The organism is Desulfosporosinus sp. BICA1-9 (assembly GCF_000802135.1).
Genome location: NZ_JUEE01000155.1, coordinates 14,110 through 28,106, shown reverse-complemented (window position 1 = coordinate 28,106; position 13,997 = coordinate 14,110). Strand labels below are relative to the sequence as shown.

Genomic DNA, 13,997 nt, shown 5'->3' with positions numbered 1-13,997 from the left:
AGAGAGATTTCTTACCATATGGTGGGGTCGGATGACAATTTGGAAGATATACTGTTGCGGTCGTTACGGGGGGCTGAGGTTCTCATATAACGGAACCCACTTGAAAATTCTTCTACTCCAGACATTTCAAATTTATTAAATTTTAAAATCTTATCGTTCCTTACTGTAGAAGGTGAAGAAATTAGAAAAGAGTTGGTGTGATGCACTTCCTGGCACCTTGGGCGTTGGTTTTTTTACTAACGATTCCAGTCATCATCCTGTTTTATTTATTAAAACAAAAGAAACAACAGCAAATGGTGAGTAGTACATTACTCTGGCAAAAGGCTTTAGCGGATACTATTTCGCAAACTCCTTGGCAGAAACTACGCCGCAACCTGCTTTTATTCATACAGCTTCTGCTGGCTTTGCTCTTGGTCCTGGCTTTAACTCGCCCTTTTTTAGAGCGTGATCAGCAGGCCGGTGCTAGTTTCATTCTCCTTGTGGACACCTCGGCAAGTATGTTGACCAAGGAGGAGGGGGGAACTCGGATGGACTTGGCCAAAGCCGAGGCTGAAAAGCTGATTAAGGCGCAGAGTAGCGGAACCAAATTTACGTTGATTGGCGTAGGTCCGGTTCCGGAAATACTGTCCAATCAAAGTGATCAGCACGAAGTTATGGACGCCTTACAGGGGATGCAGCCGGGTTATCAGGAAGCTAATCTCGATCATACACTCTCGTTGGTTTCGGCGCTTCTAGAAAAGGGAACCATGGCTCCGGTCATCTTTTACAGTGACGGAGGTGTGAGTTCGCCGGAAGGGCCTGTGGGAGTGAAAGAATTCCAATATCGACGGATTGGTACCCGGGAGGATAATCTGGCGATTGGAGCTTTTTCCTGGCGTGATGGTCCAGATGGCCCGGTTGCTATGACAAGGATTGATAATTATGGTGTAACAGAGCAGGAGGTCACTGTCAATCTGCTTTCTGAAGGTCAACTACAAGACGTCCGGGTAGTTATAGTTAAACCAGGGAAACCAGGGTATCTATTTTGGCCCATTCCCAAACAAGCTTCATATTTAGAGGTATATTTGGAAGGTAATGATGCCTTGGACTTGGATAACTCCGCTTGGCTAGTCCCGCGTAAGGAGGACTTAAGTAAAGCGTTGCTGGTAACGGAGGGAAATTCTTTTCTGGAGCTGGTCCTTAAATTGAATCCTCTGCTGGAAGTTCATAAAGTCAAGACTGAAGGTTATCCTGGTGTTAAAGATCAATACGACCTTTATGTGTTTGATGGGTTTTGGCCGGAAAAACCGCCGGACGGGCAACTGCTGGTCTTCAATCCCCCTGCTTCAAGCGGATTAATTGGAGAAAGTGTTGGGTTAGTAACAGAACCATTACAACCTCTGCCTGAGCAACCCCTCTTGGACCATGTCTCATGGTCGGATGTTCATGTGGCCACGAGTAAAGACGTTAAACTTCCCACTGACGGGCAAGCGCTTTTGAAGAGTGGGGAGCGGACCCTATTAGCTGTCGGCAAAGTCGACCAAGTAAGAGCGGCAGTGTTTGGCTTTGATTTGCACCAGTCGGATCTAGCCCTCAGGGCTGCGTTTCCTATCTTGATTCAGAATTTAACCCATTGGCTGCTTCCCGGGGTGAACCCTACAGAAACCCAAGTCAAGATCGGGACACCCTGGGAACTAAGAGTCAGGCCTCAGGTGGATGAGGTGAATCTCTATGATCCGGATGGACAGAAGATCTCGCTTGCGCCACCCTTCCCGATCATGAAAGCTACCGATAAGTTTAGCCCGGGATTATATACGTCGGAGCAGATAAGTAAGGGCAAGAAAGAGCTTAGCCCCATCGCGGTCAATTTTATGTCTCCACAAGAATCTCAAGTTAAGCCGGTGATTCATCTAATGCTTGGTAAAAAGGATTTGAATGTGGAAGTCAGTACCAAGGTAATATGGGAGTTATGGCCCTGGGTAGTTTTGACAGCCTTGCTGCTTTTAGCGGTGGAATGGTGGGTGTATTTGCGTGGGCATTAGTTTTTCCCAACCTCTCTATTTGCTCTTGTTTAGCTTAGTTGGGTATTTTGTTTATCTCTGGAAAACAAGTCCTAAGGCCTTTACAACCCCGCAACAAAAGGCCTTTCTAGGGGTGCGCCTAGTTTTAGTGACCTTGCTGGTTCTTTCGCTGGCCGGAATAGAATTTAATTTCCGACATAAGGAAAAATCGGTGGTTTATGTGGCGGACCGATCGGCTTCGTTACAGGAAAAAAGCAAGGATATCAGTGAGTGGATCACTAAGTCCCTGGCTACCCTACCTGCAACTATGGGGGCCGGGATCGTAAGTCTCGGGAAAAAGCCGATGGTCGAATATCCGGTGGAACCTCATCCGGATTTTAAAGGATTGCAAGGGGTGATTGACCCTAACTATACAGATTTAGCAACGGGTTTGAGGTTAGCCCGCTCTATAATGCCTGAGGAACTTGGCAAACATATTGTCTTGTTGACGGACGGCAAACAAAATCGGGGCAATGCCCTGGAACAGGCCAAATTGTTAAATCAGCAAGGGATCCGGATCGATGTTTTGCCGATCACTCCCTCTAGTGGGCCAGAGGTCTTGGTGAAGACCGTTGATCTACCTTCTCGCCTCAACGAAGGAGAGTTCTTTGACTTGAAGGCAACGCTGGAAAGTTCGATTTCAACCAGCGGCACTGTGCGAATTATGGTCGGTAACAAAGTTTTACGGGAAGAAGACATTGAGATTGGCAAGGGAACGAGTCGATTAGTCTGGGGATTAAGTGCTGAAAAGGCAGGCTTGCATACCTATAAAGTCGAGGTGATCAGTGCTAAAGATACGCGTAAAGAAAACAACCTTGGACAAGCCATTACCCAAGTTGAAGGCGTACCAAGGATCTTGATTGTAGAAGGGAAACCAGAGGATAGTAAGGCACTTGGCACGGCATTAGCCTCGGTTAATTTTCAAGTCGAAACGGTTCAACCCAGCTCTATGCCGAAAACTTTAACAGGACTGGCTCAGTACTCTGCGGTTGTCCTCGTTAATGTGCCTGCGACTGACATGCAAGACTCAACAATGCAAGCACTAGAGAACTTTGTCCGGGATTTAGGACGGGGTTTAGTCATGGTCGGAGGAGAGAATAGTTACGGACCAGGAGGGTATTTTAAAACTCTTGTGGAGAAAGCACTGCCCGTTAATATGGAGATTACGGGTAAGGCGGAACTCCCTAGTGTGGGCTTGAATCTGATCATTGATAAATCGGGCAGTATGTGTCACACACAAAATAACATAACCAAAATGGATATGGCTAAGCAGGCTGCTCTTCTGACGACCGAAATCTTAGACGAGAAGGATCAACTGGGTGTGATTACCTTTGATAGTGAGTACAAATGGGTGGTCAGAACCGCACCGTTAATTGATAAAAAATGGGTCCAAGAGCAGATTGGCTCTATTGAACCTAGTGGTGGTACGAACATGTACCCCTCTTTGGAAGAAGCGTATAAGGCTCTTAAAGAAGCCAAGGTCAAGGTTAAGCATATTATTCTTTTATCCGATGGGGTTTCCAAATATGGGGGAGATTATGAAAACCTGCTAAAACAAATGGCAGCAGATAATATAACCTTGTCTGTGGTCGCCATTGGCGGTGATTCGGATACGTCTTTATTGAGGTATTTAGCCCAGGAAGGACATGGTCGGTATTACTATACGGATCAGATTGACAATATTCCCAAGATTTTCGCTAAAGAAACGATGATGGTGACCCGCAGTTATTTTGTGCAAGAGCCTTTTACTCCGATCGTCACAGGGTCTACCAGCATGTTGCCTGCTATGGAGGGACTTCCTCAGCTTTTGGGCTATGTTGCCACCACCCCGAAAGATACAGCAGAAGTTATCCTTACCAGCCATGACGGTGATCCGGTTTTGGCGCGTTGGCACTATGGGCTCGGGCGAACGGTGGCTTGGACGAGTGATGCCAAAGGACGTTGGGCGGAGCAATGGGTGGCTTGGTCTGCTTTTCCTCAATTTTGGGGAAAGGTGATTAGTTGGACCCTACCTGAAGAACAGGGGAACGGTTTGAATGTAACGGCAACTCGTGACGGCGGCTTAGGCAGGATTAGAGTGGATATCCCGCTGGAAGGTCGTAAAGCAGCCGATATTCAGGCTACAGTTATTGAACCTAAGGGAAGTTCCACGGATCTGATTTTGCCAGCGATCAGCCCCGGCCAATATCAGGTGGAATTTCCGATGGAACAACCCGGCACTTATATCATTCAAGTCGTTGAAAAAGAGGGCGACAAGGTTGTGCACCAACAAACGGCCGGTCTCGTTCAGTCCTATTCCCCGGAATTTTTGCTCCAAGGGGATCAACGTAAATTTATCGAACAACTTGCTACAGCCGGGGGAGGACAAATCCTTGATTCTGCTCAGTTTGATGGGGTGGGAAAGCTGATAGTCCCGGAAGCCAAGGGGAAAATTCCCCTTTGGCCGAAGTTTCTGATGATAGCAGTTCTGCTTTTACCCATGGATATCGCTTCCCGCCGCTTCAATTGGAACTTAAGATGGGTGTCAGCCCTAGGGCAACGCTTGGGGTCGCTTAGGAAGGTAAGTAGCGGTCCAGTTGAACATGGTCAAGAGTCGCTGATCCAATCAATCAAAGAACGTAAAGCAAGTAGGGAACAACTTTATCAATCTCAGGGTGAGACAAAGCCTGGAGAGCAGAGTTCGGAAGAGGGGAACAGGCAGAAAGGCTCTAAGACAGCAAGCGATGCTCAGGGTAGATGGGGAAGCGTGAGAGGCTCGAAAGACCGCGGGGAGATTGGTGTGAAGAGTACCACCGTGGATAATCCCGAGGGAGGCTTCAGTGCTAGGCTATTAGCGGCAAAGAAACGGGTTGCCGATAAGGATGAGAAGAGAGAATAGGGTTTCGGTCGAGTAAGTGTTAGCGAGAGACACAATTTACGATTATTTGACACATTATGACAAACCTTTTGCTTTACCTTTAGCTCTTTTTAGGTTATGCTAATGAAACACAAATAAATAAATTATTGAAAATTCAGAAAACATTAAATAATGTAGAAGGAGACAAGTATGACAGCACAGGAAAAGTGTATCATTGAAACTATTCTGGCCGACGTTGGGTTGGAACCTTTATGCGCCGGGGCAATTGATCATGAACCGAATAGCAAACCAGAAAGAGTGGTTAGAACATCGCAATAGAAGCGAATGCCCAGTACATGGGTATTCGCTTCTTTGATTTTCGAATCAAACATTTTTGCGAAGCGACAGTTTTTAAGGTTTGATATACTTTTGCAGCCAATACATAAAAAACAAGGTGTCTCGCGTGTTGTCGTGGAGCACCTTGTTCGCTGGCCAATTAATAATAAACCCTAGCTTCTTTTTATAAAGGAAATAGGGAATTGAGAGAGAATTTAGATAAGGAGGCATTAATAACGTGAAATGAATCGATAGGAATGAGTCAATGAAACTTCGGAAATTGCGTTTTTTTCTAGTCATTTTAATTACTTTATTAGTTAGTCTTGTGACTATGGCATTAGCGGATGTTGAGTTAGGGAAACAAAGGGTTATTCGGGTTGCCGGAGACAACAATTTCCCGCCGTTCGAGTATTTAAGCAGTACCGGTGTCTATGATGGCTTTAATATTGATATCATGAACGCTATTACTATTGAGACCGGGACAAAAATTGAATACCATCCTATGCCTTGGAGTGAGGCCTTGGTCGCTTTGAAAACTGGAGAAGTCGATGCGATTCAGGGGATGAAATACAGTGAATACCGCGAGGGCCTGTTTAGTTTTTCTCAGCCCTATTTGCTGAGTTCCGAAGGAATTTTTATCATAAAGGAGAACATTTATATATTTGAGATAGGCGACCTAGAGGGCAGGAGAGTTGCTGTCCAAAAAGGTGATATCGCCTATGATCTTCTTAGCTCTTTGCAGCGGGCGAAGATTGTCACGACCGAAAGTCAGGAAGAAGCTATTCAGCTCCTTCTCCAAGGGCAAGTTGATGCTTTTGTCGGAAATCGCATCACAGGGCAATATTTTCTGGAGCAGGAAGATAAGCAGTCTCAGATCAAAATTGTAGGCAAACTTTTAGACCCTGCGGATTATTGTATCGCAGTCTTACCCCAAAACAAAGAATTGTTAGACCTTTTTAACGACGGAATTACTAAAATTAAGAATAATGGCACCTATGATAAGATACAAAAAAAGTGGTTCAGTCGGTATGATTTGCCGACAAAAATCGATTTAGATAAAATTCTTTTCTATAGCAAAATTGGTGTTGCTGTTGCAACTGTGGTCTTTTTAATTATTTTGTGGTGGAATAGAATACTCAAAAGAGAAGTCTCTCAACGTGTCGTTGAGATCAGCGAGATAAATGAAGAGCTTCAGGAAAAAATGATTCAACTCCAAGCTAATCTTCATTTTCAAAAACAACTTTTGGACAGTACCTATTACTTCCTAATTACCCTTGACCACTCGGCCAAGATCTCCAACATTAATCGCAAGGCGATTGACTATTTTAATCTTTGCGAAGAATTGATAGGACGATCAGTAGGATCGACTATCATTGGTCAGATTGTTCCCCTGCTTGAGATTGATGAAGTATTAAGAAATGGAATAATATATCCCAATAAAGAAAAGACTTGGGAGAAGCCCAACGCTCCCGGGCAGGAAAAAAGGATATTAGGCTACAGTCTTTACCCTATTATTCTGGCTTCTCAAGAAATAAGTGGAGTAATTATTAACTTGCAGGATATCACGGAACAGAAAGGAATGGAAAAGGCGATTGAACGCGAAGATCGTTTACGTTCGCTAGGGCAGCTCGTTTTAGGAATTGCCCATGAAATCCGCAATCCTCTCATGTCCATTCTTACGTACACTCAGCTCCTTCCCAAGAAAATTGACAATCAACAATTCAGGGAACTTTTCGCGCAGCAGGTTCCAGAGGAAATAAACCGACTTAATGGACTCGTTAATGAATTATTGGATTTTGCTCGTCCAAAAAAGTCTGAACCAACTCCTTTTTCATTTAATCAATTGATCGATTCCGTGACACAGTTATTTAGACAAAAGCTACAGGAAAAGAAGGTTAAAGTCTCGTTGGAACTGGCCGATGCTTTAAGAGTATTCGCCGACCTACAACAGATAAAGCAGGTGTTTATTAATATTATCTTGAATGCCATTGAGGCTGTAAATGAGGGCGGAGAAATAAAAATTCGTGGGTATAATCGGGACCATCTGGTAGTTATCGAGATCGAAGATAACGGATTTGGAATTATCGAAAGCGATATGGATAAGATTTTCGAACCGTTTTATACGAAGAAGGCCAGCGGTGTCGGTCTGGGGCTATCGATAACCTACCAATTGCTTAAAGCCAATAACGGGTATGTGGATGTGAAAAGTAGCCCTCATCATGGCACGACAATTATCATCCAATTACCGAAAGTTAAAGAAGGGGATAAATTATGAAAAAGAACTTGGTGGTGATTGATGATGAATCGGCAATCTGCCAATCCCTAGAATTTGCTTTAGAGGATAGGTACCATATTTATACGTCTATTAATCCTAGAGAGGCATTGCCTCTTTTTGAACAGTTAGAAATTTCATTAGTGTTACTTGATCTTAAGATCGGTCTTTATGATGGCCTTGAAGTTCTGCAGGATATTAAACGAATTTCTCCTAACACAGTGATTATCGTCATGACAGCCTACGGTAGTATTCCTTCGTCTGTTGAGGCTATGCGTAAAGGGGCTTTTTATTATATTACTAAGCCATTTCAAATGGAAGAACTCGAGGTGCTTCTAAAAAACGCAGAAGAATTTTATGATTTGCATTCTAAAGTTCAATGGCTCAGTGAAGAATTACAAAAAGTTTCGGAAGGCTATGGGCTTATTGGTAAAAGTCCTGCCATAAATAAGATAATAGCGCTGATTGAAAAGACAAGAGACATAAATTCCAATGTACTAATTACTGGTGAAAGCGGCACTGGTAAGGAGATCGTTGCCAGAGCCATACATTTCCAAGGAAATCGCTGCACAAAGCGTTTTCAAACCGTAAACTGTGCTGCTATTCCCGAAAAATTGCTAGAGTCAGAACTGTTTGGGTATGAAAAGGGGGCCTTTACTGGAGCAACACAAAGGAAACCCGGACAGTTTGTTTTAGCGGACCGAGGAACCATTTTTCTTGATGAAATTGGAGAAATGGATTTTGCTTTACAGAGTAAACTTCTGAGAGTGGTTCAAGAACGAAAAGTGACTCCACTCGGGAGCACTGAGGAAAAAGGAATCGATGTCCGGATCATCGCCGCAACTAACTGTGAACTTCTCAAAGAAGTAAAGGCTAACCGTTTTCGTGAGGATCTCTTTTATCGGTTAAATGTTATCCCCATCCACGTTCCATCCCTGCGTGAAAGGAAAGAGGACATTCCCTTATTGACTCACTTTTTCATTCAAAAGCTCAGTGAACGAATGGGTAAACCCATCGATGGAATCTCCCGGGAAGCCCAGCAGATCCTGGAAAACTACAGTTTTCCGGGGAACGTCAGAGAGTTACAGAACATTGTAGAACGGGCAATCGCGCTAACAAACTCTTCGCATATTCAGAAACGGGATTTGCCGGATGAAGTTCAAGGGATACAAACAATCAGTATAAGTGACAAGCTAATACCCGTTTATATTGGGGAGTCTTTGGAACAGGTCGAGAGAAAGCTGATCTTATACAACCTAACTTTTTGTGGGGGGAACCGCCGTAGGACTGCGCAAATGATTGGCATCGGGGAACGTACTATTCGAGAGAAGTTAAAAAGGTATGAAAAAGAGTAGAGATGTGCGAAAAACTTAATATAGGCGGCATAAATGGCAGGGCGGCAATTTTTGCCGCCTTTTATTTATTCTATTAGGAACATATCTATTGGCTTATATCAATGCCTATCATGCCCAATTGGGCAGGTGAAAGCTGGTGTGCGTTCATTACGACTATCTTATATAGCTTAAGATTCAAAATTATAAAAAAAGAGTTGGCATAGAGTTTGCATTGATATGAAGAAAGTAAAAAGAAAACCGGGAGGTATAAGAATGAAGAAGTTTAATAAACTAAGTGCTCTGCTTTCAGGCCTGCTCGTCTTGACACTGTTGTTAGCCGGGTGTGGGGGACAAAAAGTTGTCAGCTCAGACAAAGAAGTCGATGCCGTGTTACAAAAGATCAAGGACACTAAGACCTTAACAGTAGGCACAGATGCAACATTCCCACCGTTTGAATTTAAAAATGAAAAGGGCGAATTGGACGGTTTCGATGTTGACTTAATGCGTGCTGTGGCTTCAGTGCTCGGTGCGGAGAAAGTTACATTTGTTGATACAGAGTTCAAAGGACTGATCCCTGGAATTCAAGGGAATAAGTTTGATCTTATTGTATCAGCTATGTATATTACTGACGAAAGAAAGAAGACCATCGATTTTTCCGATACGTATTATCCTGGTGGACTTTCAGTGATGATTAATAAGGATAACAACAGTGTCAAGGGTATTGAGGACTTGAAAGGTAAGAAAGTAGCCGTGCAAATTGGCACGAAATCTGATAAGTATCTTCAAGAGAAATATCCGGACATCAAGTTAGTGCAAGTTGAGAAAAACGTTGAAATGTTTATGTCCCTGGAGAGCGGACGAGCTGATGCAGTCGTTACTGGTATGCCGGCTGCTAAGGTCTATGCCAAACAAAACACTTCCGTAACGGTATTAAATGACCCCATAACCCAGGAAGACTATGGTTATGGGATCCGTAAGGAAAACCCTCAATTTACAGCTGAGGTGAATAAGGCTATAAAAACCCTTAAAGACAATGGTAAGTACCAAACCATTGCTGATAAATGGTTTGGTAAATAGGATGCACCTCGAAATAGTGATAGGTAAGGACGGGGAGCCTATTGGGCTCCTCTTTTTACACAATTCAGAAGTTATAACTTTGGTGACATAAAGTGCAACTTGGTTCTGGCAGTGCCAAAGGCTTGCACAAGCCAAGTTATCTTACAAGGAGGTAAGTAATGCAGCTAGACTTTTTGGTCTTATTTGAAGGCAATAATCTGGTATACCTCTTGCGTGGGTTGTGGACGACAGTTAGCATGACCTTTTTAGCTTTACTTTTAAGCTCCACGATCGGGCTGGTAGTAGGGTTAGGTGGAATGTCGAAGAATAAAGTGGCATCTGGCTTATGTTCTGCTTATTTGGCTTGGTTCAGAGGTACTCCGCTCTTAGTTCAACTTATGATTTTGTATTACGGCCTAGCCATAGGGATGAGGATCGATTTAAGTGCAGGGGTGGCGGGGGTCCTGGGGCTTGGCATGTACAGTGGAGCCTATGTCTCTGAAATCGTCCGCGGGGCCATCCAATCTATTGATCGCGGTCAAATAGAAGCAGGGCGGTCACTAGGGATGAGCCATTGGCAGACTATGCGTAAAGTGATTCTTCCCCAGGCAGTCCGCAGGATGCTACCGCCTCTTGGTAACGAATTTATTGCCTTAACCAAGAATTCATCCCTCTTGTCTGTAATCACAGTGTCGGAGTTGATGAGGGAGGCAAATTTAATCGTCTCAACCAATTTTAGGTATTTTGAAATATATCTTGGGGTTGCTGTTATGTACTTCATTGTCAATACCGCCATCTCTCGGACAATTCAATTCTTGGAGAGAAGAATGAATGTAGAGGGGAGACAGACATGATTAAAATTGACAGGGTAAATAAATATTTCGGGGATAATCATGTCCTAAAAGATGTTAGCCTCAATGTTCAGCAGGGTGAAGTGGTTGTCATTATTGGACCAAGTGGGTCAGGGAAGAGTACGTTACTTCGATGCATCAATTATTTAGAACAAATCCAAGAAGGCCAAATTGAAATTGAAGGTCGACCTATAGGGTTGATCTCTAAAAATGGAAAGTTGATCGAAATGCCTCAAAGTGAGATCAACGAAATGCGAGCCCAAGTCGGGATGGTCTTCCAGGGTTTCAACCTCTTTCCACATTGTAACGTGGAGGAAAACATTTTAATGGCTCCTGTGACCCTGAACAGAGTAAATAAACAGGAAGCTACCGAACTCGCCCATGAGCTGTTGCAGAAGGTGGGATTGTTAGATAAAGTTAAGGCTTATCCGGACAACTTGTCTGGTGGGCAAAAACAGCGTGTGGCCATCGCTAGGGCCTTAGCAATGAAACCTAAAGTGATGCTCTTTGACGAGCCGACTTCCGCGCTTGATCCGGAATTAGTCGGGGAGGTTTTAGCAGTTATGAAAAATTTAGCCGAAGAGGGAATGACCATGGTTGTTGTAACCCACGAAATGAGTTTCGCCAGGGAAGTGGCTAACCGTGTTTTGGTAATGGATGATGGCCGGTTGATCGAAGAAGGGCCGCCGGAAAAAATTTTTTCGCATCCTGACAATCCTAGAACACGCACGTTCTTGAGTAAAGTGTTACATTGTGAATAAGACCGATACAAACTCTTTCAGAAAAACGTTATGCTCCATCATATTTCTCCATTCCTCCGGAAAATTGTTGGATTACCTTACCAGAAGCCTGCGCGAGATTTTTTGAGTCGTATCAGGTTCGTAATCTTCACCACCTTGTCGCCTGGGGATACGCTATTTTCTTATTGAGCCACCTTTATATGGTCATCCGCCAAGATCTATTAGATGATGACGGTACGATATCTGCAATGGTTAACGGCTATAAATTCATGATATTGCGCACTGATGCTCTGGAAGAAGAGACGCAAGAGCGCAGGCTTCTAGAAAAGTAGATTAGATCCTAGGTAAAAGATAGTTCTTCTCGCAAACACCCTTGGGAAGTCTCGTGATTTCTAAGGGTGTTTTTGTTGATTAGTTTTAGAAAGATTGTGGATATGACCAAAAAAATAAAATAATTACAATTAATTACAACAGAGCAATGATTTAAATTTTGCCTTTCTTTTCTCCTGATCTGTCGATCGTGGAATTGAAGCTTACATTGGAGAAGGTAAATAATCGCCAAATAATTTGGCCAGTATATTCTCATATATAAAGTGAGAATATACTGGCTATTTTGCTTGTAAAAAATGCTTGCATAGGTTATAATGAGCACAAGTAATCATAAATGCGCAAAAGAAATCGTAGAAATGAGCAAAAACGAGTCATGGAAACGTGCATGGACCAGGATTAAGGCGATGAGGAAGGTAATGAATATGTTTGCTGAAGAGCGCAAAGCGGAGATTTTGCAACTTATGGAATCCGGTAAACCTGTCAAAGTGGGAGATCTGAGTCAAAGATTTGAAGTTTCCGAATCAACGATACGTCGGGATTTGCAGGAACTGGAGAATGCTGGGATGATCCAAAGGACTCATGGAGGGGCAATTTCGATTCAATCAAGTTTTGAGTTGAGTTATCAGGAAAAAGAGATCCGCTTTTATGAGGAAAAACAAAAAATCGCCAAAGCGGCGGCGGATCTCGTTAAGGATGGAGAAACGGTTTTTTTGGACGCAGGAACGACCACGCTGCAAATGGCCTACGCCTTGCGGGGAAAAACGTTTACAGTTGCGACAAATAGTATGGAGATTGCTCAAGCTTTTGCGGAGGATCTTCAGATCGAAGTGATGGTCATAGGTGGTAGTTTAAGAAAAAATACTCGTGCCTTGGTCGGCTTCTTAGCTAATGAGATGCTAACTCGGCTTCATTTTGACAAGGTTTTTCTGGCAGCGAACGCTGTTGACCCCGATTTCGGGGTATCGACTCCCAATCTTATCGAAGCTGAAACCAAAAGACAAATGCTGAAAGCCGGTAAAGAAGTAATCTTACTGATAGATCATTCTAAACTATGGGAAAAAGCGATGTGTAAAATTTGTAGTCTTAGTGAGATCAATTTACTACTCACGGATGATGGAATTGAGGATGAGGATGTAAAAAGGTTAAGCCAGTATGTTCAAGTGCAGATTTCGGTTTAAAATTGGGTAAACTAGAAGTGGACAGGAGAAACTAGGAAGAACTTAATTAGGGGCGAAGGGATGTACCATGAATAAGCAAAAAAAGACGAAAATTGTTACTATAACCCTTAATCCAGCGATAGACCAAACCCTATACTTCTCCCAATTCCACGTCGGGCAAGTTAATAGGGTTGGTAGAAAATGTTTAGATCCTGCAGGAAAGGGCATTAATGTTGCCAAGGTTATTCAAAGTTTAGGCCACGATGTGGCAGTGAGCGGTTTTTTAGGACGGGAGAATGCCTATTTCTTTGAACAGTATTTTCAAGCGGCAGGAATTTCCGACCATTTTATTAGAGTCGATGGGGCTACGAGAGTCAACACTAAAATTATCGATGAGAGCACTGGGCAGGTCAGCGAGATTAATTTTCCGGGTATTCAATATAATGCTTCGAATTTTCAGGAACTGAAAAACGTCATTATGCAGTTAGCCGAGGAAGCTAAGCTTTTTGTTCTCTCAGGGAGCTTGCCGGGAAATGCACCTCTGGATCTCTACCGGGAGTTTACTGAAATCCTGAAGAGTTATGATTGCAAGGTCTTTCTGGATACCAGTGGAGGTGCCTTGGCGGAGGGACTTAAAGCGAAACCCTATGCCATCAAACCGAATCTGTCTGAATTAGAGCAGCTTATTGGTCACTCCCTAGAACAGGAAAGAGATGTTTTAAACGCGGTTGAGACGTTAATATCTGGAGGGATCGCTAAAGTCGTGATTTCACTGGGAGGAAAAGGGGCGTTAATCGCAGATGGAAGGCAACGTCTATTAGTTCGACCACCCGATGTCAGGGTTAGCAGTACTGTGGGGGCTGGAGATGCTCTGGTTGCCGGGATGGTCTATGGAGAAGCTCAAGGAATGTCCTTGGAGGAACAGGCCCGTTGGGCCACAGCGGTTGCCGCTGCCTCCGTTGCTCAACCGGGAACCCAAGCCGGCCAGCTTTATGAAGTAGAAAAACTTATACCCAACGTCATTATTAAAGAATGGGAGGTGTAAC

10 protein-coding genes and 1 pseudogene are annotated in these 13,997 nt (G+C 43.7%); all 11 read left to right on the top strand.

What is annotated here, in order from left to right; all coding sequences use genetic code 11:
- Positions 1 to 200: 200 nt before the first annotated feature.
- On the top strand, positions 201 to 2,021 hold the full coding sequence (locus JL57_RS19820) for a BatA and WFA domain-containing protein (RefSeq protein WP_034143705.1): 1,821 nt from the start codon (positions 201 to 203) through the stop codon (positions 2,019 to 2,021).
- A complete protein-coding gene (locus tag JL57_RS19815; protein ID WP_034143704.1) occupies positions 2,011 to 4,917 on the top strand; it encodes a VWA domain-containing protein in 2,907 nt (968 codons plus the stop codon). The genes JL57_RS19820 and JL57_RS19815 overlap by 11 nt, the downstream gene beginning before the upstream one ends.
- Before the next feature lie 168 nt (positions 4,918 to 5,085).
- A complete protein-coding gene (locus JL57_RS34945; RefSeq protein WP_291300314.1) occupies positions 5,086 to 5,214 on the top strand; it encodes a hypothetical protein in 129 nt (42 codons plus the stop codon).
- A 262-nt stretch (positions 5,215 to 5,476) separates the two neighbouring features.
- The gene (locus JL57_RS19810; protein ID WP_034143703.1) at positions 5,477 to 7,486 is read left to right on the top strand and encodes a transporter substrate-binding domain-containing protein; all 2,010 of its coding nucleotides are present in this window, start codon (positions 5,477 to 5,479) and stop codon (positions 7,484 to 7,486) included.
- A complete protein-coding gene (locus JL57_RS19805) occupies positions 7,483 to 8,838 on the top strand; it encodes a sigma-54 dependent transcriptional regulator (RefSeq protein WP_034143702.1) in 1,356 nt (451 codons plus the stop codon). Before JL57_RS19810 ends, JL57_RS19805 begins: the two co-directional genes overlap by 4 nt.
- 252 nt (positions 8,839 to 9,090) lie before the next feature.
- A complete protein-coding gene (locus tag JL57_RS19800) occupies positions 9,091 to 9,894 on the top strand; it encodes a transporter substrate-binding domain-containing protein (protein WP_034143701.1) in 804 nt (267 codons plus the stop codon).
- 158 nt (positions 9,895 to 10,052) lie between these two features.
- Entirely contained in the window at positions 10,053 to 10,727 is a 675-nt protein-coding gene (locus JL57_RS19795; RefSeq protein ID WP_034143700.1) for an amino acid ABC transporter permease, read from the top strand.
- A complete protein-coding gene (locus tag JL57_RS19790) occupies positions 10,724 to 11,485 on the top strand; it encodes an amino acid ABC transporter ATP-binding protein (RefSeq protein WP_034143699.1) in 762 nt (253 codons plus the stop codon). The genes JL57_RS19795 and JL57_RS19790 overlap by 4 nt, the downstream gene beginning before the upstream one ends.
- A gap of 110 nt (positions 11,486 to 11,595) precedes the next feature.
- Positions 11,596 to 11,796 (top strand): annotated as a pseudogene (locus JL57_RS34940) (Ni/Fe-hydrogenase, b-type cytochrome subunit); the annotation flags it as partial.
- A 414-nt stretch (positions 11,797 to 12,210) separates the two neighbouring features.
- Positions 12,211 to 12,972: a DeoR/GlpR family DNA-binding transcription regulator gene (locus JL57_RS19785; RefSeq protein WP_291300313.1), complete on the top strand. Its 762-nt coding sequence runs from the start codon at positions 12,211 to 12,213 to the stop codon at positions 12,970 to 12,972.
- A 67-nt stretch (positions 12,973 to 13,039) separates the two neighbouring features.
- Entirely contained in the window at positions 13,040 to 13,996 is a 957-nt protein-coding gene (gene pfkB, locus JL57_RS19780; protein WP_034143697.1) for a 1-phosphofructokinase, read from the top strand.
- Position 13,997 lies beyond the last annotated feature (1 nt).